General features: G+C 65.9%; 18 protein-coding genes. 9 read left to right on the top strand and 9 right to left on the bottom strand.

The genetic code is table 11. The annotated features are described in order from the left end of the window. Positions 1–14 precede the first annotated feature (14 nt). The gene (locus FA87_RS07945) at positions 15–896 is read right to left on the bottom strand and encodes a LysR family transcriptional regulator (RefSeq protein ID WP_036113692.1); all 882 of its coding nucleotides are present in this window, start codon (positions 894–896) and stop codon (positions 15–17) included. A gap of 498 nt (positions 897–1,394) precedes the next feature. Here FA87_RS07945 and pgaA point away from each other — a divergent pair, with 498 nt between their 5' ends. From pgaA to pgaD, 4 genes are read left to right on the top strand one after another with little or no spacing between them, the layout of a single operon-like run. After that, positions 1,395–3,446, top strand: a complete 2,052-nt coding sequence (gene pgaA, locus FA87_RS07940; RefSeq protein WP_043693628.1) for a poly-beta-1,6 N-acetyl-D-glucosamine export porin PgaA — start codon at positions 1,395–1,397, stop codon at positions 3,444–3,446. A 5-nt stretch (positions 3,447–3,451) separates the two neighbouring features. After that, complete coding sequence (pgaB, locus tag FA87_RS07935; protein WP_052191209.1) at positions 3,452–5,326, top strand: poly-beta-1,6-N-acetyl-D-glucosamine N-deacetylase PgaB; 1,875 nt, start codon at positions 3,452–3,454, stop codon at positions 5,324–5,326. Next, positions 5,323–6,573, top strand: coding sequence for a poly-beta-1,6-N-acetyl-D-glucosamine synthase (gene pgaC / locus FA87_RS07930; RefSeq protein WP_043693620.1), 1,251 nt, complete (start codon positions 5,323–5,325; stop codon positions 6,571–6,573). The genes pgaB and pgaC overlap by 4 nt, the downstream gene beginning before the upstream one ends. Next, a complete protein-coding gene (gene pgaD, locus FA87_RS07925; protein ID WP_043693617.1) occupies positions 6,570–7,013 on the top strand; it encodes a poly-beta-1,6-N-acetyl-D-glucosamine biosynthesis protein PgaD in 444 nt (147 codons plus the stop codon). The genes pgaC and pgaD overlap by 4 nt, the downstream gene beginning before the upstream one ends. Here the strand turns inward: pgaD and egtB are convergent. The 8 genes from egtB to FA87_RS07885 all read right to left on the bottom strand — a co-directional run bounded on the left by egtB (position 7,010) and on the right by FA87_RS07885 (position 15,770). After that, entirely contained in the window at positions 7,010–9,169 is a 2,160-nt protein-coding gene (gene egtB / locus FA87_RS07920) for an ergothioneine biosynthesis protein EgtB (RefSeq protein ID WP_043693615.1), read from the bottom strand. The genes pgaD and egtB overlap by 4 nt on opposite strands. A gap of 23 nt (positions 9,170–9,192) precedes the next feature. After that, positions 9,193–9,570: a DUF427 domain-containing protein gene (locus FA87_RS07915; protein WP_043693611.1), complete on the bottom strand. Its 378-nt coding sequence runs from the start codon at positions 9,568–9,570 to the stop codon at positions 9,193–9,195. Positions 9,571–9,693: 123 nt separating this feature from the next. Beyond that, positions 9,694–10,773, bottom strand: coding sequence for a cyclopropane-fatty-acyl-phospholipid synthase family protein (locus FA87_RS07910; RefSeq protein WP_043693610.1), 1,080 nt, complete (start codon positions 10,771–10,773; stop codon positions 9,694–9,696). Further along, positions 10,770–11,558 (bottom strand): DUF1295 domain-containing protein, encoded by a 789-nt coding sequence (locus FA87_RS07905; protein WP_043693607.1) that lies wholly within the window; start codon positions 11,556–11,558, stop codon positions 10,770–10,772. Before FA87_RS07905 ends, FA87_RS07910 begins: the two co-directional genes overlap by 4 nt. Beyond that, positions 11,555–12,790: a cyclopropane-fatty-acyl-phospholipid synthase family protein gene (locus tag FA87_RS07900; protein ID WP_052191208.1), complete on the bottom strand. Its 1,236-nt coding sequence runs from the start codon at positions 12,788–12,790 to the stop codon at positions 11,555–11,557. Before FA87_RS07900 ends, FA87_RS07905 begins: the two co-directional genes overlap by 4 nt. Before the next feature lie 4 nt (positions 12,791–12,794). After that, complete coding sequence (locus FA87_RS07895) at positions 12,795–13,556, bottom strand: DUF1365 domain-containing protein (RefSeq protein ID WP_036113706.1); 762 nt, start codon at positions 13,554–13,556, stop codon at positions 12,795–12,797. Then, on the bottom strand, positions 13,553–14,818 hold the full coding sequence (locus FA87_RS07890; protein ID WP_043693604.1) for an FAD-dependent oxidoreductase: 1,266 nt from the start codon (positions 14,816–14,818) through the stop codon (positions 13,553–13,555). The genes FA87_RS07895 and FA87_RS07890 overlap by 4 nt, the downstream gene beginning before the upstream one ends. 1 nt (position 14,819) lies before the next feature. After that, the gene (locus FA87_RS07885) at positions 14,820–15,770 is read right to left on the bottom strand and encodes an acyl-CoA desaturase (protein ID WP_043693601.1); all 951 of its coding nucleotides are present in this window, start codon (positions 15,768–15,770) and stop codon (positions 14,820–14,822) included. A 151-nt stretch (positions 15,771–15,921) separates the two neighbouring features. Here FA87_RS07885 and FA87_RS07880 point away from each other — a divergent pair, with 151 nt between their 5' ends. From FA87_RS07880 to FA87_RS07860, 5 genes are all read left to right on the top strand, one after another. Then, a complete protein-coding gene (locus tag FA87_RS07880) occupies positions 15,922–16,482 on the top strand; it encodes a sigma-70 family RNA polymerase sigma factor (RefSeq protein ID WP_036113714.1) in 561 nt (186 codons plus the stop codon). Beyond that, positions 16,479–17,216 carry an anti-sigma factor gene (locus FA87_RS07875; protein ID WP_036113717.1) on the top strand — a complete coding sequence of 246 codons (738 nt, stop codon included), beginning with the start codon at positions 16,479–16,481 and terminating at the stop codon, positions 17,214–17,216. Before FA87_RS07880 ends, FA87_RS07875 begins: the two co-directional genes overlap by 4 nt. A 133-nt stretch (positions 17,217–17,349) precedes the next feature. Beyond that, positions 17,350–18,840 (top strand): GGDEF domain-containing protein, encoded by a 1,491-nt coding sequence (locus tag FA87_RS07870; protein WP_036113718.1) that lies wholly within the window; start codon positions 17,350–17,352, stop codon positions 18,838–18,840. Positions 18,841–18,913: 73 nt separating this feature from the next. Beyond that, the gene (locus tag FA87_RS07865) at positions 18,914–20,704 is read left to right on the top strand and encodes a VWA domain-containing protein (RefSeq protein WP_043693599.1); all 1,791 of its coding nucleotides are present in this window, start codon (positions 18,914–18,916) and stop codon (positions 20,702–20,704) included. An 11-nt stretch (positions 20,705–20,715) separates the two neighbouring features. Beyond that, positions 20,716–21,270 (top strand): RNA polymerase sigma factor, encoded by a 555-nt coding sequence (locus tag FA87_RS07860; RefSeq protein WP_043693596.1) that lies wholly within the window; start codon positions 20,716–20,718, stop codon positions 21,268–21,270. The last annotated feature ends 1 nt before the right edge of the window (position 21,271 follow it).

Genomic DNA, 21,271 nt, shown 5'->3' with positions numbered 1-21,271 from the left:
GATTCGTCCGGCCGTCAGCGACTCGACGCACCCAGGCGTTCGCGCAAATACGTCACCACCCGCATCGCCCTCATCGACAACGCCCACTCCGCTCGACGCACCAGCCAAAGCGTATCAACGACAGGATCGGCTCCACTCACCACCTGGATAGCCTCCTGCCGCGCAAACGCACGACGCGCATGCTCCGGAATCACCGTGAAGCCAAGTCCGCGCGCTACCGGCTCCAGAATCAGCCCGATCTGATTACTGAACCCTGCGACGGGAACACCCTTAAGACCACCGGCACCGGGAAACTGACGCGCCAGGAGCCGCGTCGCCATCGCCTGACCGTCGGGATGGTCAATGAAGCCAATCTGGACGAGATCCTTCCAACCCTTCACAGCGCGGTCGGCAGGAGCGACCAGTTCCAGCGCCTCAGTCGTAAACGGCTCGGCGGCCAGCGATTCGTCATCGGGCCGCAGCCTCATCAGACCGATTTCATAGCGGCTTTCCATCACCGCCGCGCGAACTTCGCTGTCCGGGGCAAAGCGATGGCGAATGACAAGCCCCGGATTCGCCTGCTGCAGATCCAGCAATAGCGGATACAGCGACAAGCCAATGCTTCCAGGCGTAATCAGACTGACCTCGCCCTCCAGCGCGTCGACATCCGACAGGCGCAGCTTCAGCGCCTTGTCGGCGCGGTCCACGTCACGGCAGTAGTCCAGTAGCGCGAGGCCGGCTGGCATCAGTTCGATGCTTCGGGGCCGGCGAATCACCAGGGGGCCCAGCCGGTCCTCGAGCTGACGGATGTGCTGGCTGATGGCGGCCTGGGTGACACCCAGTCGCTCGGCGACACGGGTAAAGTTACCGAGGTCGGCAAGCTGCCGGAAGCTCTCCAGCCATTGCGGTTGAATCATAAGATTCTCTTATCCGTGAGAGATTATTCGCGCGAGCGAACTTATGGTCATTATCGACCCTCACGCACAGGGCTGCTAGTCGTAATCGCCCGCGAAACGTAAGCAGCCTGGAATAACGATAGTCCCCGCCTCCGCAAGGCGATCGAGGCGCCCATCCACCTGCACGGTCGCCCCGTACTGCCCACGCGATTCGGCAACCACCGGCGAAGCCGTGCGCATCCAAAACAGTCGTCGGGCCGTACTTCACGTCGCCGGTGACGGTCATCACGGTGTCGCGTCCGCTGACGTGTCCTCGAACATCGTGGACCTGAACGCGCGACGCCGAAGCCCGGCTGATCCGGTACTTGATGCATCACTTGGCATGCAGCTTGCCTTTACCATGGCAGGCTGCGCCGGCGCGAACGGGATTCGGTGCCTCAAACGCTTACCGCCACTTGCCGGGGATGGACATTCGCAGTGGCTGATACAGGTCATGTTGGCAGGATGGGAATCAATTCGATGACACCGCCGCGCACCGCGCGCGTGCCCAGGGCACGCTTGTGTCTCGCACTGGCGCTGGCTCTGCACGGGCCTCTGGCGCTGGCCGCGGCGCCTTCCGAACGCGACGCACTGATGGCGAAGGCACGCGACGAGCGTAGCGCGGGGCACCGCGTCGACGCGCTGGCGCACTGCCAGGAGGTACTGGCCCGTTGGCCGGACGATCGCGAGGCACAGACGCTCAACGTCGCTTTATTGACGGAAATGGGCGCGACGACGCGCGCCAGGGAACTGGCGGCTCGCTTGCAGCCGCCCCAGAGCGTGGGCGATCGCGTTCATCTGGACGCCGATCACATCGCCCACGAGATACGCTGGGCTAACGGCGAGCCCGCCGATCCGCGCGCACCCTACGCCGAGGCCGACCGCGCCGTGGCCGATGCCCGTCGCCTCGCGGACGATCCTCAGCTGGACGAGGGCCTGCGCCAGCGCGCGGAGCTGGATCTGCTGGTGGCGCTGGACCAGGCCGGTCGCGCGGACGAGGTGGTCACGCGTTACGACGCGCTTCGCCAGCGTAACGTCGCCCTGCCCGCTTACGTCGAGCGCGCCGTCGCCGATGCGCTGCTGGTCAGGCGCCGGCCCGCGGAAGCCGCAACCCTTTACGAAGACAGCATTGCCAAGGACCCGGGTCCCTATGGCGCCGCCGATTTCGAACCACGCATCGGCCTGATGTACGCCTACCTGGAATCCGGGCAGACGGACAAGGCCATCCAGACCATCGATGCGCTCGCCGCGAAAGAGCCGACATGGACGCGTGTGCCCGGTATCCGTGCGCCGATCCAGAACCAGCGCAAGGTCGATGCCGATCTCAACGCGGCCACGCTCCGCGAATACGTCGACATGCCGGCCGACGCGTACGACCGCCTTCTTCCGCTGTCGCGCGAGGCGCCCGCCAACTCGCAGATCCGTCGCGAGCTCGGCATGGTCGAGCTGGCGCGCGGCTGGCCACGCCGCGCGCAGGAAGACTTCAACATCGCCGGCACGCTCGACCGCCGCGATGTCGGCGCTTACATCGGTGAAGCCGATGCCGCGCGCGTGCTCAACGATTATGAAAGCGTGGACGAAGACCTGGGCGTCGCGCAGACCCTGGCCGACCGCAATGGGCGCGTCGCCCGCGCCGTGCAGTCGTGGAACCGCGAGCGCGGCTGGCAGTTCGATCTGAGCACCGAACAGGGCAAGGGCTCCAGCCCCGACTTCGGCGACCGCGACGCCACGACCCAGGCGTCGGCCGCCAGCCCGCTGATCGACGATCACTGGCGTGTGCTGGCACTGGCCCGCTATTCGACCGCCGACCTGCCCGAGGGCGACGTGCGTCGCTCACGCGTCGGCGTGGGCGTGATCGGCTATGCCCGTGGCCTCGAGGCATATGTGCGAGCCCTTCCCGCCGCCGACCGTTATGTCGGCAAGACCGCCCTCGAGGCCGGCTTTGACTGGTCGATCACCGATCACTGGACCTGGGCGACCGATTACAGCACCGCGGGCGAAGACGCGCCGCTCCGTGGACAGTACTACGGCATTTCAGCGAAGACGCTGGATACCGCCGTCACCTGGAGGGCGAGCGAGCTGACCCAGGCGCGCGTGGGCCTGTCGCGCGACAACTTCAGCGACGACAACAAGCGCACGTCATGGACCGCCTCGCTGACCCAGCGACTGCACACCGCTCCCAATCTGGCGCTGGACGGCGGCATCGAACTGGGTGGCTCGATGAACACCCTGACCGATCGCCCTTACTTCAACCCGCGCCGCGACAAGAGCTACGCGATCACAGGCCGCCTGCAGAACCTGCTGGGCCAGTTCTACGAGCGCTCGGTCACACAGCGGATCGACGTCGCCGTGGGACAGTACGCCGAACAGGGCTACGCGACCGACTGGATGGCCACCATCCGCTACGGTCAGACGTTCCAGCCACGCGCCGGTATCCGGCTGGGCTGGGGAATCGGCTGGCACAACCAACCTTACGATGGTCAACGCGAACACCGCTTCGTCCTCGACCTGACGATGCACTGGGGAGAATGAGAGTCATGCGTCCGCTGTTGTTTCTGCTGATCCTGCTCGGAGCGGCACTGTCCGCCGCCGCGCAGCCGGTCGCCGCCCCGCACCCCACCCTCATCGTGCTGGCCTACCACGACGTGCGCGATGACGTCGGCCTCCAGGCCGATCACGATCCGGATGCGACCAGCACCGATCATCTCATCGCTCATTTCGACTGGCTGCGCGCCAACGGCTACAACATGGTCAGCCTGTCGCAGGTCGTGGACGCCAGCAACGGCGGCAAGCCCTTGCCGAAGGACGCCGTACTCCTGACCTTCGACGATGGCCTCGAGAGTTTCTACACCCGCGTGTATCCGCTCCTGCGTGCCTATCACTATCCCGCGCTGCAGGCGCTGGTCGGCTCGTGGATGGACATGCCCGACGGCAAGCACATGCCGTACAACGGCGGTGACTGCACGCGTTCGTGTTTCCTCACGTGGGATCAGGTCGCCGAGATGCAGAAGTCCGGCCTCGTCGAGTTCGGCTCGCATACGTGGGAGATGCATCAGGGGCAGAACGGCAACCCACAGGGCAACCAGATGCCCATGGCCGCCTCGATCGCTTACGACAACGCCACGAAGCACTACGAGACCGAAGCCGAATACGCCGCGCGCGTCCGTAAGGATCTCTCACACAGCGCGGATGAGATCGCCGCGCACACCGGCGTGCGCCCGCGCGCGGCGGTGTGGCCTTACGGTGCCTACACCCGCGTGGGTCGCGAAGTCGCCGCCGACCTCGGGATGAGCGTGTCGCTGAGCCTGGGCGACAGCGTCCCCACGCTGATCCCGGGCAAGACGATCCCGCGACTGCTGGTCAGCGGCAACGTCACCGCCAACCGCCTCGGCTGGCTGATGCGCCATCAGGCCCGTGTCGACGCCACGCGCGCCGTACAGGTCGACCTCGACTACATCTACGACCCCGATCCGGCGCAGCAGAACCGCAACCTGTCGAAGCTGCTCGACCGGATCAAGCGGATGCACCCCAGCCAGGTCTGGTTGCAGGCCTACGCGGACCCGGACGGTGACGGCGTGGCCGATGCCGTCTATTTCCCCAACCGTCACCTGCCGGTGCGGGCGGACCTGTTCTCGCGAGTTTCATGGCAGCTGCGTACCCGCGCCGGCGTGCGTGTCTACGCGTGGATGCCCGTGCTGGCTTTCCGGTTCCCGGACGGCAAGGATCTGCCTTCCCTCGCGGGCGAGCCCAAGCCCGGCGGCGATCATTTCCGCCTCGCGCCGTATGACCCACGCGTGCGCAGGATGATCGGCGATGTGTACGAAGACCTCGCGATGCATGCCGACGAGGCGGGCATCCTGTTCTCCGACGACGCGTACATCCGCGATACCGACAACCTCGGCCCGTGGGCGAAGAACACGCCTGCCCAGAACACGCAGGCGCTCATCGATTTCACGAAGGAACTGACCGAGCGCATGCGCCGCTGGCGTCCGCAGGTACTGACAGCGCGCAATCTCTACGCGCGCCCGGTGCTGCAGCCGCAGGCGGAGGCCTGGATGGCGCAGAGCCTGCCCGCATTCGTCGCCGCCTATGACATGACCGCGATCATGGCGATGCCGCAGCTGGATCAGCAATCGGACCGCCTGGGCTGGTATCGCAAGCTGACCGCACAAGTCGCCGCCGTGCCGGGAGCCATGGAGCGGACACTGTTCGAATTCGCCACGATGAACTGGCGCACGAAGAAGCCGATCCCCGATCTCGACCTTGCCGCGCGCATGCGCGCGGTCCAGGCGCAGGGCGCGCGTCACATCGGTTATTACCCCGACGATTTCCTGCACAACCATCCCGACCTGGAGACGATCCGTCCGTTCATCTCCGCCTCCGACTATCCTTATCCGGCGCCGGCACGATGAACGGCGGCGTTCTGCATGCCCTGCTCGAATTCGCGTTCTTTTATCCGCTGGTGATGTCGCTCATCTGGATGAGCGGCGGCGTCATCTATTTCCTGCGCTGGGAACGCAACGAGCCGATCCGGGTCAGGCCGCCGGACCTGGCCGACTACCCGATGGTCACCCTCATCGTGCCATGCCACAACGAGGGCGAGCAGGTGCGCGAAACGATCGCGCACCTGGCGTCGCAGCAGTACCCCAACTTCGAGATCATCGCGGTCAACGACGGTTCGACCGACGACACCGGGGCGCAGCTCGACCAGCTGCTGGACCAGTACCCGAAGCTGCGCGTCATCCACATGGCCAGCAACCAGGGCAAGGCGATGGGTCTGCGCGCCGCCGCACTCGCTTCCAACGCCGACTTCTTCGTCTGCGTGGACGGCGACGCGCTGCTCGATGACTACGCCACGCACTGGCTGGTCTCGCACATGCTGGACAGTCCTCGGGTCGCCGCGGTCACCGGCAATCCGCGCATCCGCAATCGTTCCACGCTGCTGGGCAAGCTGCAGGTGGGCGAGTTCTCCTCGATCATCGGACTGATCAAGCGGGCGCAACGGGTGTACGGCCGTATCTTCACGGTGTCCGGCGTGATCGCCGCGTTTCGCAAGAGCGCGCTGCACGACGTCGGTTACTGGAATACCGACATGGTGACCGAAGACATCGACATCAGCTGGCGCCTCCAGATGCGTCACTGGGAAATCCGCTACGAACCCAATGCGCTGTGCTGGATTCTCATGCCCGAAACGGTGCGCGGCCTGTGGAAGCAGCGCCTGCGCTGGGCACAGGGTGGCTCCGAAGTCCTGCTTCGCTACACCGGCAAGCTGATGCGCTGGCGGCAACGTCGCATGTGGCCGGTGGCGCTCGAGTATGTGATGAGCCTGGTCTGGTCGTACACCATGGCCGTCATCGTCACGCTGTGGGCGCTCGGCAAGTTCGTCGAGCTGCCCCGCGAGTACTACGTCGACACTCTGCTGCCGCACTGGCACGGCGTCGTGCTCGGGATCATCTGCCTGCTGCAGTTCCTGATCAGTCTGCTGGTCGACCGCCGCTACGAAACCCGCATCGGCCGCAACTATTACTGGATGATCTGGTACCCGCTGGTGTACTGGCTGCTCAACACGGCGACCTCGATCGTCGCGATGCCCAAGGCGCTGATGAAGCCCAAAGGCAAGCGTGCGGTATGGGTCAGCCCGGACCGGGGACTGCGATGAAAGCCGAAGCGATCGTTATCCAGCGACCGGAACGCCAGTCGCGCGTGCAGAAGGCCGTCTTCGGCACGGTCACCGTCTTCGCCTGGGTGGCCTGGGCGTTTCTGTGGATGCCGCTGATCACCTTCGCCGCCTGGGTCTTCGGGGCCCGCTCCGCGTGGGTGCAGTTCTATGTCGAGAACCGCATCGGCGATGGCGGCGACATCGACGTGATCTTCCTCGTCGCTCTGCTCTGCGCGCTCGTTTTCACGTCGTGGTCGGGCTATAACCACGCGCGCTTCGCCGGCAGGCAGAAACGCCGTGGCAACAAGCCGTTCACCGTGGAAGAAACCGCGAGGGAGATCGGCGCCAGCACCGACGACGCCCTGCGCATTCAGGCCCATCGCCGGGCCGTGGTGAGCGTCTCCGACGAGGGCTACATGACCGTGCAGGACGTGCGCTAGCGGGCCCTCAGGACGAACACGCCGAAGGCGGGATCGGGCGATATCCACTGCCGCTCGACGGTCCACCCGCCCGCCTCGGCCAGCCGTGCGAACGACGCCGGTGTGAACTTGTGCGAGTTCTCGGTGTGGATCGACTCGCCCGCGGCGAAGGCGAAGGTCTGCCCCGCCACCTGCACCTGTTGCGCCTCGCGGCTTACCAGATGCATCTCGATCCGCTCCAGCGCCACATTCCAGACGGCACTGTGCTCGAACGACAGAGGATCGATATCGCCACCAAGTTCGCGATTGATCCGCACCAGAACGTTGCGGTTGAACGCCGCCGTGACGCCTTCGGCATCGTCATAAGCGGCCAGCAGCACATCGGCGTCTTTCACCTGATCGGCGCCGACGATCAGGTGCGCGTCGGCACCCAGCCGTTCGCGTATGGAACGCAGCAGTGCGATCGCTTCAGTCGGGGTGACGTTACCGATGGTCGAACCCGGAAAGAACGCCACGAGTGGGCGACCGGCCACGGCCACCGGCACGTCGATTCCCGATGTGAAATCGCCGGCGACCGGATGGACCGGCAGCGCGGGATAGTTCGCTGCGAGGCTCTGCACCGCCCCCTGCAGGGCGTCCGCGCTGATATCCACGGGAACATACGCCGAAATCCACGGCGCGGCATCGAGCAGCACCCGCGTTTTCTCGCTGGCCCCGCTCCCCAGTTCCAGCAGGACCGCGCCTTGCGGAATCGTGCTTGCGAGATCGTCGGCGATGGCGTGCAGCAGCGCGGTTTCGGTGCGTGTCGGGTAATACTCGGGCGTGCGGCAGATCGCCTCGAACAGCGCCGACCCCGCACCGTCGTAGAAATACTTCGGCGAGAAGTGCTTGCGCTCCGCCGAAAGCCCGGCGAGCGTATCGCGAAGGAAGGTCAAGCGTTCGCTGTCGGGCGAGCCGTGGACATCGCGGGCGAGACGAACGCCGCTGAACATCCAGCGCTGACCGGGCCGGTAAAAGTTGCGGTATGACGGACGCGAATGTCCGTGCGGGGTAACGCTCGCACCACCGCGCAAGACCATCTGCCCGACCATGAACTTGCCGTTGTATTCGCCCACGGCATCGTCAGCCGCCCGGAAGCCGGGATACGGAAGATAGGCGCTGGCCGTCCACTGCCAGGCGACGTCGTCGATCTGCTCGAGCCTGCCGTGCGTGCGAACGGCATGTTCCCACTCGGCCTCTGTCGGCAATCGCGCACCCGCCCAGCGCGCGAAGGCGTCCGCTTCGTAGTAACTGACGTGCGTTACGGGTGCATCGGGATCCACCGGCCGCCAGCCACCCGGCGTCATGTGCGACCACACGTCGCCCTCGCGCCGCCAGTACAACGGTGCCGTCCAGTCGTCTTCCTGCCGCTGCGCCCAGCCATCCGACAACCACAGATCCGGGCGACGGTAGCCACCCAGGGCGATGAAGGCGAGCCACTGGCCATTGGTGACGAGGCGGTCGGAGATCTCGAACGGCTCCAGCCATACGGTATGACGTGGCCCTTCGTTGTCGAAGGCGAACGGTTCATCCGCGGCACCGATGCGCACCGGGCCTCCGGTGACCCGATGAAAGCGTCCGCCGGGTCCGGCCGCGGGCGCAGGCCACGCCGGATCGAAAGCCGGTCGCAGGGGCGACTGGGCGAACAGGTGCTGCGCGTCCATCACCAGGAGTTCCTGGTGCTGCTCCTCATGGGCGAAGCCGAGCCGGACCAGCGCCTCGACGTCGGCACCCGGGGCTGTGCGCAGGAACGACCGCATATGCATGTCGACATGATGCCGGTACGCCATCACGTGCTCGCTCGTCGGCCGTGTCAGCAGGCCGCGCATCGGTCGGGGATGCCGCGGACCGACCGCTTCGTAATAGGAATTGAACAGATAGCCGAAGTCCGCGTCGAACACGTCGTAGCCCGGAACGTTGGGGCCGAGGACGAAGGTTTCGAAGAACCACGTGGTGTGCGCGAGATGCCACTTGGCCGGGCTGGCGTCCGGCATGGACTGAACCACCATGTCTTCCGGACCGAGCGCGGATACCAGGGACTCCGTGTGAGCGCGCACGCGTTCGTAAGTCGCGCCGAGACTCTCCCCCGGCGTACATCGCGCGCACGCCGGGGTGACGTCTTCGAGAAAAGCTTGCATGGGTCGTCTTCCTTGCGGGCGGTTCAGTCGGGCGTGTGCTCGATGGTGACGCGGTCCGCGTAGAACGCGAGGTGGCCGTCGATCGACGCGACCGCGTCATGGGGTTGCTCGTAGGTCCATATGGCGTTGACCGCCCGCTCGCTGTCGCCGGGCAGGCTGTAATACGACGCCTCGCCCTTGTACGGGCACCAGGAGTGATGGGCCGTACGGCTCAGAGCCTGCATATCGGCATCCTTGCGTGGCAGATAAAAGACCGGCGCGTAGCTGGCCTCCTGAAGGAGCAGCGCGTCGCGGGTGTCGACGATGACGCGGTCGCCGTCGCGGACGACGACGCGACCGCCGGCCGGGGTCACGGTGATGGGATGATCGGGGCCGGGGATCCTGACGTGACGTGAGGACATTTCACTCTCCTTCGCGGCGGAATCGCCGCAGACCAGTCATCCTGCGACCGGACGGCGACGAATCCAAGGCGACAAACCGGAAAAGGTGAAATTACCCGCAGGCACAGATGACTGGATTGGAGCTTACGACCGCGCGAACCGGTAGTGCGCGACGAGCCACTCCTGTCCATTCGCGTACCCGAAAAGCTCGGCGCAGGACATCCAGAATATGCGCCAGCGCTGGAACCAGAGCCCCGCGGCGTCCCCGTAGGCTTCACGCAGCACCGCCATGACCTCGTCGCGGGCGGCGTCCTGATTGGCCAGCCAGTGATTGGCGGTGCGCTCGTAATGGCTTCCTTCCACGTGCCAGCGATCCTCGATCTTCAGGTCCTGCTGGAACCAGAGCAGGGTGTCGGAAGCCGGCATGAGGCCGCCGGTGAAGAAGTGCCGCCCCATCCAGTCGTCCTCCCCGTCCGTCTCGAAGGGGTACATGAACTGGCGATGGGCGAAGATATGCACGAAGAGCTTGCCACCGGGCCGGAGCCAGGTGCCGATGCGCGACAGCAGGGTCTCGTAGTTGCGCATGTGTTCGAACATTTCGACCGACACGCAGCGGTCGAACCCGCCCGCAGGGAGCTCCAGCGCGTTGACGTCCGCCGTGATCACCCGGACGTTGTCCAGCCCCAGCTCGACGCATCGCGCCTCGATGTGCCGACGCTGCCCCTGCGAATTGGATACGGCGGTGATCCGCGCATTGGGGAAGCGGCGCGCCATCCACAGCGTCAGCGAACCCCAGCCACAGCCGAGCTCGAGAATGGTCTGCCCGTCCGCCAGCTCCGCACGTCGGCCGTAGACGTCGAGCATCGCATCCTCGGCCTGCGCGAGCGTCTCCGCACCGGTGGGATACAGACAGCCGGAATACTTCAGGCGCGGCCCAAGGCACAGCTCGAAGAAGCGTGCCGGGAGCTCGTAATGCTGGCCGTTGGCGGCGTCCGTATGGACGGCAACCGCACTCTGCCTGAGTGCATCGATGCGCGACTGATAGCGGGCGGCCACCGTGGTCAGGCCGCCCTCGCCTTCCTCCGCCAGGCGTTTCGCGCAGAGTCGCCGGATGCCCGCGCGAATCAGCGCGTCGGGCAGCGTACCGCGCTCGGCGAGCCCGAGCAGTCCGGACGCCGCCTGATCCTCACGGGTGTAACGGGTGGAATCGGCCGTTGTGTTCATGTGTCCTCGCTATGCCGTGAGGGAAACCAGGGGAAAAACATCGGGGTATCGAGCTGGTATCGCCGGTATTCATCGCCACGCGAACGCAGCGCCTGGGTCTCCGTGTACGGCACCCCGCTGACGAAGCGCAGAAACAGGAACATCACCAGCGGACCGCTCCATGCCAGCCAGCCCACCGGCGAGCCCACCGCGAGTGCGACATAGGCGAACCAGTGCAGCCATTCGAAGAAATAGTTCGGGTGGCGTGAGTAACGCCAGAATCCGTCGCGACAGGTTTTGCCGCGGTTCGCCGGCTGCGCACGGAAATGTGCGAGCTGCCGGTCGGCCAGCGACTCACCCACCACGCCGACGAGCCAGACCGCGATCGCTACGCCGATCCAGCCGACATGGGTCGCCGGGTTGGCCGCCACGGCGACGAACGGCACCGCGAAGAGCGCGACGAGGAAGGCCTGAAACTGAAAAAACGCGAAGAATTTGCCCTGGTGTCCGTGCCAGTGAGCACGAAGCGCACGGTATCGCCCGTCTTCGGCCTCACCACGCACACGCCGCCACAGGTGCAGCGCAAGACGCCCGCCCCACAATCCACCCAGGATCGCCAGCACCGCGCGCGTCGCTCCCGCGCCCGATCCTGCCAGCGCCGCCCATACAGCCGCGCCACCCACGCCGATCGACCAGAGAACGTCGACGATACCGGCATTGTTCTTGCGCCACTGCCAGGCCCAGCCAGCGGCCATCATCCATGCCGCGGCCAGCCATATGGCGAGGAAGGTGTGTGACGTACTCATGACAGGCGCGGCTTTTCGAAGAGAAGGTGCGCCACACCGATCGACCGCTCGATGAAACCGCCTTCGCAGTACGCGAGATAAAACTCCCACATACGGATGAACCGCTGATCGAACCCCTGGCCGCGCACTTCGACCAGACTGGCCATGAAGCGCGCGCGCCACGCATGCAAGGTCCGCGCATAGGACTGGCCGAAGTCTTCAAAGCGAACCAGCGCCAGATCGGTCGCCCGGGTCTTGGCCGCCAGCATGCCCTGCACTGACGGTATGAAACTGCCGGGGAAAATATGGCGTTTGATGAAATCCACCGAGCGAAGCGCCTGTGCGTAGCGATCGTCTTCGATGGTGATCGCCTGGATCAGCGCGCGACCACCTGGCCGCAACACGCTACGGATCTTGGCGAAATAGGTCTCCTGGTACTTTGCGCCGATCGCCTCGATCATCTCAATGGACACGACCTTGTCGTAGGTGCCACGAAGATCCCGGTAGTCCTCCAGCAGCAGCGTCACACGATCTTCGAGCCCGGCTTCGGCGACGCGCTCGCTCGCCAGCGCGAACTGCTCACGCGAGATCGTGGTGGTGGTCACGTGGCAACCGAAATAGCGCGCCGCGTGCACGGCGAAGCCGCCCCAGCCCGTACCGATCTCGAGAACGCTGTCGCCGGGCCTGAGGTCGAGCCACTGGCAGATGCGATTGAGTTTGCGCGTGGAAGCGACCTCCAGCGTATCGTCCTCACTCTCCCAGAGCGCCGAGGAATACATCAGGTCTGACGAGAGGAACAACCGGAAGAAATCGTTGCCGAGATCGTAGTGCGCGGCGATGTTTCGACGACTGCCCACGCGGGTGTTTTCGCGCAACGCATGCCATGCCTTCATGGCGATACCGCCCACGCGCGCCAGGCCGGTCTCCATGCCGTCGAGGCGGTCGCGGTTACGGACCAGCAGCCGGATCAGGCCGACCAGGTCGTCGCAGGTCCAGAGACCCTCCATGAACGCCTCGCCCGCACCGACGCTGCCGTTGGCGGCCACGGCCTTGTAGAACGCCAGATCGTTCACGTCGATCCTGACATCGGGCGCACCCTCGACGAACTCACCGAACGTGGTGCCTCCCAGCGCATCGCGGATCGTCAGGCGGCCATGCCGGAGTCCCTCCATGCGCGCCAGCAACATCCGCCGCAGGAAGCGGTGGCTACGCGAATCGGGGACGAATTCTTCCGTGCGAGCGATGCGATTCATGGTCTCAGCCCTGTTTCATCGGGTGGTCGTAAACGGGATTGCGTTTCAGCCACAGGCGCATGGCTTCGAAATGGATGGCGCCGATGACCTTCGCGGTCATCAGCGGGTACCGCCAGAGGACACGCGCCAGCGATGCGCCCGTGAGCGGCAGGCGCCGCAGCGCGAGATGCGCGTCGAATTCGCGCTCACCGTCGCGCAGCACGTCCATATGAACGGCCAGCGTGTCGCCAGGTACGGTGAACCGCCACCGGTAGGCGCGCTCCATCGGCATGAAGGGAGACACGTGGAAGACCTTGTCGAACCCGGCATCGATCGCGTGCCCCCCGGAGGCATCCGCCGCCAGCACGTAGCTGTGCCGCTCGCGCCAGGGGGTGTTGGTGATCTCCGCCAGCACACACTCGAGTGTCACCCCGTCCGCGGCGTAGCAGTAATAAAAGCTCACGGGATTGAATGCGATACCCGCGTACCGCAGATGGGTCAGCAGACGCACCGGCCCCGCCGGGCGGCGACCCAGTACCTCGGCCGCGCGATCGCGTACGGCATCGGCCAGGGGCGTGGCGGGATCGCCGAAATAGTCGGAACGACGGAACTCCGCGAGGTTGCGCCGACCGTTCGACCACAACCAGCGCCGCGCGAAGACGCGATCGACCTCGTCGAGATCGAGGTACACCTGCGCCATGCGGTAGGTGAATGCATGGTCGTGAGGCGCGTGGCGATGGTGTGTCACCACGCCTTCGTAGATCGCGCTGGCGAAGCGACCGGTCATGCCATAGCCTCGCGACGTAGCGCCGCCACGCGCTCGAAGTCGTGCGAGAGTTCGACCGCGCTGCGCATGCCGTCCTCGTGGAAGCCCCAGCCCCAGTAAGCCCCGGCGAACCAGGTGCGACGCTGGCCCTGGATCTCGTCCTTGCGGGACTGAGCGGCGACCGAAGCGTGTGTGTAGACCGGATGGTGGTAACTCATGCGCCGCAGGATGCGCGCCGGGTCGATCGCGCCGGTCCGGTTGAGCGTCACGACGAACGGATCGGGCGAATCGATGCCTTGCAGCAGGTTCATGCAATAGCTGACGGTGCATGCGGCACCCGGTTCCGCGGGGACGAAAGCGTTCCAGGCGGCCCACGCCTTGCGCGACCTCGGCAGCAGTGAGGCATCCGTGTGCAGCACGGTATCGTTGGCCTGATACGTCATGGCGCCAAGCACGGATCGCTCGACCGCATCGGCGTCGCCGAGCAGCGCCAGCGCCTGGTCGCTATGGCAGGCCAGCACGAGTTCGTCGAAAGCTTCCGTGCCCGCGTGCGTCACGACTTCGACAGTATCGTCGTGGCGACGAACACCGACCACCGGCGTATTCAGGCGCTCCCGTACGTCCCAGCGTGAGCGCAACGCGTCGACGTACGTGCGCGAACCGCCTTCGACCACGCGCCACTCCGGCCGGTCGGTCAGCCGGAGCATGTGGTGATTGGCCATGAACTTGACGAGGTACTTCGCCGGGAAGCCGAGGATCGACGACGACGGCGACGACCACAGCGCGCAGGCCATGGGCACCAGGTGCTCATCACGAAAGGCTTCGCCGTAACCATGGGCTTCGAGGTACGCCCCCAGCGCGGGGCCTTCGCCAGGCACATCGAGCAGGCGCGGCGCTTCGCGATAGAACCGCGCCAGGTCCCTGAGCATCCCGAGGAAGCGCAGCGACACCAGATTGCGCCGCTGGCAGAACAACGTGTCCAGCGTGGTCGCGTTGTACTCGAGGCCCGTGGCATCGTTGCGGACCGAAAAGCTCATCGTCGTCGGCCGGGTCGCCACGCCGAGTTCGTCGAAGAACGCCGACAACAGCGGATAGTGCGCCCGGTTGTGCACGATGAAGCCGGTATCCACCGCGTATTCGCGACCCGCCTGGCTCACCCGGTGTGTATGGGTGTGGCCGCCGGGATAATCGTTGGCCTCGAACAGCGTGACCTCATGACGTCGCGACAGCAGCCAGGCGGAAGCCAGTCCGGCGATACCCGATCCCACAACGGCCACGCGCATGTCAGCCCCTCGCCTTTGCCGCGACCCACGCGGGAATCGGCTTCAGGTCACGGACCAGACCCAGCCACGACATGGCGACCAGGCCGTAGTACGTCATGTCGACCTCCCACCAGCGAAAGCCCTGACGAACGGTGCCCGGGAAAAAGTGGTGGTTGTTGTGCCAGCCCTCGCCGAAGGTGATCAGGGCCAGCCAGAGGTTGTTGCGGCTGTCGTCACGGGTCTCGAAACGCCGGCGCCCATAACGATGAGCCAGTGAGTTGATCGTGACCGTGGCGTGAAACAGCACGGTGGTGGAGATGAAGAATCCCCAGACCAGCATTTGCCAGCCGTCCGTACCCAGGCCGGGAGACAGATAGTGCAGGAGCTTGCCCAGCCCGAACAGGGCGACGGCCAGCAGCACCGGCACGGCCGTGTCGAAACGGTCCAGCCAGCGCAGCTCGGGGTAGACGGCGAGGTCGGGAACGCGGTCGATCTGCGTCCGGAAGCCGCGCGGCGTCAGGAACCATCCCGCATGACTCCAGAGAAACCCATGGACGCGCGGCGAATGAGGGTCCAGCGGGGTATCGGTATGCTTATGGTGATGGCGGTGGTGCGCCGCCCACCACAGCGGACCGCGCTGCACGCAACTCGCGCCGATCACCGCGAAGACGAACTGCACCGCACGCGACGTACGGAACGTGCGATGCGAGAAGTACCGGTGATAGAACGCGGTAAGCGCGAACATCCGCAGCGCATACAGCGCGACGGCGACACCGATCGCTATGGGCGACACCCCGGTCCAGATCGCGCCAAGGCAGGCGAGATGCATGACCACGAACGGCGACGCGCGCAGCCAGTCGATCCGGTCGGCACGGGCCTCATCGGACGCATCGGCAACGGACGTATCGAACCAGCGACGCCATGCCGCCTTGCGAGGCGGCAGGGGGGCGTTCTGGATGGCATCGAAGGACATGTTCGTGGCTGCTCCCGTGGGTTCTCCACTCTATACGGGACGAGGCGTCAGGCGGATGCACGATCCTGGCCGCGATGCTCCGGGCACACGGTTCATGCTATAGAACGTGATGCAACGCTGACCGGCCCCGTCCGACCAAGGAACCCGACGTATGCCCGCCACCAGCCCCGCCGAGCGCGACGAGCTGAACCGACTTCTGCAACGCACCGCGGCCGGGGACGAACGCGCCTTCGCCGAGCTTTACCGTCGCATGTCACCACGCCTGTTCGGCGTGTGCGTGCGCGTGATGAACGATCGCGACGAGGCCGAGGAGGTCCTTCAGGAAGCCTTCGTCACCGTCTGGAAGCGCGCCGGCAGCTTCGACCCGGCATTGGCCAGCGCCGTCACCTGGCTGATGACCGTGGCGCGCAACAAGGCCATCGATCGCCTTCGACAGCGCCCGGACATGCGCCAGCAGCACGACGTCGACTTCGACGCCATGATCGACGACACACCCGGTCCCGCCCACGACGCGGAGAACGATGAGGAGTACCGCCGCCTGCGTGCCTGCCTGTCCGAGCTCGAGCAACAACAGCGTCGCTCGATCCGTGAAGCCTTTTTCGGCGGCGCTACGTATAACGAGCTGGCGGAACGTGCAAAGGTGCCCCTGGGCACCATGAAAAGCTGGATCCGTCGCGGTCTCCTGCAGCTCAGGGCATGCCTCAATCCATGAACAGTACTTTCGAAGCGGACAAGGACAACTTACGGTATGCCGAGTACGTTCTCGGCCTGCTCGATGCGGATGCGCGCGCCGCCGTGGCACGGGAGGTCGAGACCAGCCCCGAGGCCGCCGCCGCGGTGGCGCTGTGGCAGCGGCATCTGACGCCGCTCGCCCTGGAGATCGCCGACAAGGTGCCGCCCCCGCACGTATGGGCCGCGATCCGTCGTCGCCTCCGTTTCGACGCTCCCGCGGAACACCCCCGTACCAGTGTCTGGGACAACGTCGCGCTGTGGCGCTGGCTGGGTCTGGGCGCCACCGCCGTGGCCGCCTGCCTGCTCGTGCTGACCGTCACCCGGCCGACTACGCCGGTCGCTCCACCGGTCGTGACGGCGCCCAGCGGCCCGACGACGCTCATGGTCTCCACCATCGCCGGCGAAAGCGGTGTCGCCGGCTGGACCGCAACCATGGACATCGGCCGTTCCGAACTGCTCGTGGTACCGGCAAGCCCCGACGCGGTCGCCTCCGATCGGAACACCGAACTCTGGCTGATTCCGGAGGGCGGCAAACCGATTTCGGTCGGCGTCTTCCCGCCCACCGATCCCAAGCGGTTCCACCTGGAGAAGGCCCTCCTCGAGCGGCTCGGCCCGACAGCCGCGCTGGCGGTTTCGCTGGAACCGGTCGGCGGCTCGCCTACCGGCCAGCCCACGGGTCCGGTCATTGCCAAGGGGGCAATCCGCGCCGCGTGACGCGGAGGCGCTCCCGCTGGCTGCGAACTTCACACTTTTTGGCGAGCGTGCCGTAACAATGGCGTCATGGCCCTCAACCTGCCGCTCTTCCCGCCGATATGACTACTGCGTTGCAGTCGGGGGAAGGACGCCAATGAAAGCGCTCACCGCCGCGGCCCTCATCGTCGCGGCTCACGTTGCCGGTCTCGCGCTCTTCCCCGCGCGCGGGATGGCGGTGTCGTACGTTTTCTTTTTCTCCGTGGCCGCGCTGGCGATGGGCAGCGTCGTGCATGCCTGGCGTCGCTCGGGGCCGCCGCGCGACCGGCGCTGGTGGCTGCTCCTGGCCAGCCTCGCGCTCTGGGTCATCGGCATGTCGCTGTCCGCCCGGCAGAACTACGCACTCGACAACTCGAATCCCGCCCCTGGCGACAGCATGTTCTTCTACATCCTGTACGTCCTGCCGGTACTGGTCGCCGTGTCGTCCGCGCCGGTGGCCGCACGGAAACACTGGGCCATGGGGATCGACCTGATACTGGCCGCGCTGCTGGGCGTGCTGTTCTACGTACGTACGTTCTCGATCGTTTCGCTCGAAGGGGCCATGGGTCCGCAACAGGCCATCGATGTCGCGTACATGCTCGACTTCGAGAACGCGTGCCTGGCCGTCGCGGCTTCGCTGCGTTTCCTGGCCACCGACCGTAGCGACGACCACGCCTTCTTCCGATCGGTCATGTTCTTCTTCGTCAGCTACGCGTTCGCCGGCTACTTCTACAACCACTACGTCGCACTCGGCGGACATCCGGATTTCGGTACGTCGCCGTGGGACGCCTTGCTGGACGTCCCCTTTCTCGCGTTGTTCGTCGCCATCGCCGTGCGCCTTCCGCAGCGCCACTGGCATCCGCCCGTCTATCTCGTGCGCTTCGTGCAGAGCGCCAGCCCGACGTTTCTGGCCATGAGTGTTCTGGGCTTCGGCCTGATGGTCATTCCCGGCTATCCCTCGCTGGGTATCGCCGGCGCGATCGCCGCCGTGATCGGTATCGGTCTGCGCGGCACGCTTGCCCAGGTGGATCTGGTGGAAGAGGAATACCGCCTGTCGCGCAGTCGCGAGGAACTGCAGGGACTGGTCTTCGTCGACGCTCTTACCGGACTGGCCAACCGCCGGGCGCTCGACGAGCGCCTCCTGCGCGAATGGCATCGGCCGGGACAGCGCGAGCCCATCGGTCTCCTGATGATCGACGTGGACTACTTCAAGGAATACAACGACCGCTACGGTCATCTCGCCGGCGACGATTGCCTGCGCGCGCTCGCCGAGACACTGACCGCACGTGGCCTGCGCCCCAGCGACTTCATCGCACGCTTCGGCGGTGAGGAGTTCGCCGTGGTCGCCCCGGGCACACGGCTCGAGGAAGCGCTGGCCCTCGCCGATGATCTGCGCGCGCACGTCGAGGCCCAGGCGATCATCCACCCGATGAGCCCGTTCGGCGTGTTGACGATCACGATCGGCGTCGCGGCGTCGCAGCCATCGGCCAACAGCGGCCCGCTGGACCTGCTCAACGCCGCCGACCGTGCGCTGTACCGCGCCAAGCACGCCGGTCGCAATCGTGCCGGCGGGCCGGTCGAACCACGTAACGAAAGCTCGCGGGCCTGATCGCGTCATTGCTTTAACCCCGTTTGCCTTGCTTCCGCGTTTCACCGTCATGTCCCCCACGAGGTCGTGCACGATGAATACGCTACGCATCACTCTGCCCCTGCTGTTGGCCGGCCTGGTCGCCGCCGCCGGCAGCGCCGCGTCGTCCGGACAAACGGCGGCGCCACGCTCACGCGCATCCCTGCCCGAGCCGGTCGACACGGGCAATGACTGCTCCGCCCAGGCGTTTCCGCCGCGCTTCCGACATGGTGGGCCCATGAACGGGGCATACGCCGCGGCACCCGTCGCGGTGCCCGCGCCACCGCCTGCACCGCCTGCACCGCCTGCACCGCCTGCTCCGCCGGCACCTTCACCGGAGGCCGGGGCGCAACTATCGGCGGCACCGATCGCCTCGCTGGAGGCCGCCAGGGCGTCGCCCTCGCAAGGTGTGATGGCCGCGGGGGCGATCGACCGCGACCATTACGCACACCGCGACGCCAACCCCGTGCATCTCGCCGCCGCCGATCCCGTGTCCACCTTCAGCATCGATGTCGATACCGGCTCGTACACGAACGTGCGGCACATGCTGAAGGAAGGGCGCCTGCCGCCTGCCGACGCCGTGCGTACCGAGGAATTCATCAACTACTTCGACTACGGCTACACGCCACCCACCACGCGTGCGCGTCCCTTCAGCGTCACCACCGAATTCGCACCGTCTCCCTGGAACACCGATCGTCAGTTGCTGCTTGTCGGTATTCAGGGCTACGCCGTGCCGGCCAGCGAGATTCCGGCGGCCAACCTCGTGTTCCTGGTCGACGTGTCGGGTTCGATGAGCGAGGAAGACAAGCTGCCGCTGTTGAAGGCCTCGCTGAAGCAGGTGGTGCCGAAGCTGCGCGCCCAGGACCGCATCTCGCTCGTGACCTACGCCGGCGCGACGTGCGTCGCGTTGCGGTCCACACCGGGCGACCAGCACGCGACCATCAACGCTGCCATCGATGCGCTCGGCGCGGGTGGGTCGACGAACGGTGCCGCGGGTATCGATCTTGCCTACGCGCAGGCGGCGAAGGGTTTCATCAAGGGCGGCGTCAACCGTGTGATCCTCGCCACCGACGGTGATTTCAACGTCGGTACGGTGGGCGTGAATGAGCTGAAGGATCGTATCGCCGAGAAGCGCAAAAGCGGTGTCGCGTTGACGACGCTGGGCTTCGGCGAAGGCAACTACAATGACGACATGGCGGTGGAACTGGCCGATGCCGGCAACGGCAGCCATCATTACATCGACAGCCTCGAGGAGGGCCGCCGCGTGCTGGTCGACGAGATGTCGGCGACGCTGCTTACCATCGCGAAGGACGTGAAGATCCAGGTCGAGTTCAACCCCGGTGTCGTCGCCGAGTACCGCCTCATCGGTTACGAGAAGCGTGTACTGGCTCGCGAGGATTTCAACAACGACGCGGTCGATGCCGGCGAGATCGGTGCCGGTGCGAATGTCACGGCCCTTTACGAGATCACCTTGAAGGGTGCGAAGGGTGCGCGGATGGATCCGCTGCGTTACGGCGACAAGCCGACGGCCTCGGCGGGGAACGAACTCGCCTTGCTGCGGATGCGCTACAAGTCGCCCGAAGGCGGTGCGAGTCGGTTGATCGAGCAGCCGCTTTTTCCGGTGGTGTCGGCGGCGCCGAGCGAGCGGATTCGGTTCGCCGCCGCGGTGGCCGCGTTTGCCGAGAACCTGCGTGGCGGGAAGTATGCGGAAGGCTTCGATTATTCGAAGGTGACGGCGCTGGCGCGTGCGTCGCTGGGCGCGGACAAGGGCGGGTATCGCGCGGAAATGGCGCGGCTTGCCGAACTGGCCGGTGGGATGCAGACGGAGCCGGTGGCAATGCCGTAACCTTCCCGGCCATGGACGCTCCCCTGACCGACGATGGCGGACTGATGCTCGCCTGGACAGGTGGGGACGCGGCCGCGTTCAGGGAGCTGTACAGCCGGCACAAGGGCCCGCTGTACCGCTTCCTGCTGAAGACGGTCAAAGACCGCGCGCTGGCGGACGAGCTTTTTCAGGAAACCTGGAGCCGCGTCATCGTGGCGCGCGACCGCTACCGCCCCGACGCGAAATTCAGCACCTGGCTTTTGCAGATCGCGCACAACCTGGCGATCGACAGTTTCCGCCGCCAGCGACCGCAGGCGGGCGAACGGGAAACCGAGGCGGTGTTCGCCGCGCAGGCCGCGCCCGAACGCGAGCAACCCGAGCATGCCCTGTCCGATTTCGAACTGCGCCGGCGTATGCAGCGCGCGGTCGAAAGCCTGCCCGACGAGCAGCGCACGGCGTTCGTGCTGCGCATGGAGAACGAACTTTCCCTGGAGGAGATCGCCACCATCACCGGTGTGGGACGCGAAACCGCCAAGTCGCGACTTCGCTACGCCATGGCCCGCATCCGCGAACTCGTAGCCGAATGAC

It is taken from the genome of Luteibacter sp. 9133, from assembly GCF_000800155.1.
In the GTDB taxonomy this organism is placed as follows: Bacteria; Pseudomonadota; Gammaproteobacteria; order Xanthomonadales; family Rhodanobacteraceae; genus Luteibacter; species Luteibacter mycovicinus.
This window is presented reverse-complemented; position numbering and strand designations above follow the sequence as displayed.

Coding starts and splice junctions, on each gene's coding strand:
- FA87_RS07945 (WP_036113692.1), bottom strand. CDS start 896: ATGATTCAACCGCAATGGCTGGAGAGCTTCCGGCAGCTTGCCGACCTC.
- pgaA (WP_043693628.1), top strand. CDS start 1,395: ATGACACCGCCGCGCACCGCGCGCGTGCCCAGGGCACGCTTGTGTCTC.
- pgaB (WP_052191209.1), top strand. CDS start 3,452: ATGCGTCCGCTGTTGTTTCTGCTGATCCTGCTCGGAGCGGCACTGTCC.
- pgaC (WP_043693620.1), top strand. CDS start 5,323: ATGAACGGCGGCGTTCTGCATGCCCTGCTCGAATTCGCGTTCTTTTAT.
- pgaD (WP_043693617.1), top strand. CDS start 6,570: ATGAAAGCCGAAGCGATCGTTATCCAGCGACCGGAACGCCAGTCGCGC.
- egtB (WP_043693615.1), bottom strand. CDS start 9,169: ATGCAAGCTTTTCTCGAAGACGTCACCCCGGCGTGCGCGCGATGTACG.
- FA87_RS07915 (WP_043693611.1), bottom strand. CDS start 9,570: ATGTCCTCACGTCACGTCAGGATCCCCGGCCCCGATCATCCCATCACC.
- FA87_RS07910 (WP_043693610.1), bottom strand. CDS start 10,773: ATGAACACAACGGCCGATTCCACCCGTTACACCCGTGAGGATCAGGCG.
- FA87_RS07905 (WP_043693607.1), bottom strand. CDS start 11,558: ATGAGTACGTCACACACCTTCCTCGCCATATGGCTGGCCGCGGCATGG.
- FA87_RS07900 (WP_052191208.1), bottom strand. CDS start 12,790: ATGAATCGCATCGCTCGCACGGAAGAATTCGTCCCCGATTCGCGTAGC.
- FA87_RS07895 (WP_036113706.1), bottom strand. CDS start 13,556: ATGACCGGTCGCTTCGCCAGCGCGATCTACGAAGGCGTGGTGACACAC.
- FA87_RS07890 (WP_043693604.1), bottom strand. CDS start 14,818: ATGCGCGTGGCCGTTGTGGGATCGGGTATCGCCGGACTGGCTTCCGCC.
- FA87_RS07885 (WP_043693601.1), bottom strand. CDS start 15,770: ATGTCCTTCGATGCCATCCAGAACGCCCCCCTGCCGCCTCGCAAGGCG.
- FA87_RS07880 (WP_036113714.1), top strand. CDS start 15,922: ATGCCCGCCACCAGCCCCGCCGAGCGCGACGAGCTGAACCGACTTCTG.
- FA87_RS07875 (WP_036113717.1), top strand. CDS start 16,479: ATGAACAGTACTTTCGAAGCGGACAAGGACAACTTACGGTATGCCGAG.
- FA87_RS07870 (WP_036113718.1), top strand. CDS start 17,350: ATGAAAGCGCTCACCGCCGCGGCCCTCATCGTCGCGGCTCACGTTGCC.
- FA87_RS07865 (WP_043693599.1), top strand. CDS start 18,914: ATGAATACGCTACGCATCACTCTGCCCCTGCTGTTGGCCGGCCTGGTC.
- FA87_RS07860 (WP_043693596.1), top strand. CDS start 20,716: ATGGACGCTCCCCTGACCGACGATGGCGGACTGATGCTCGCCTGGACA.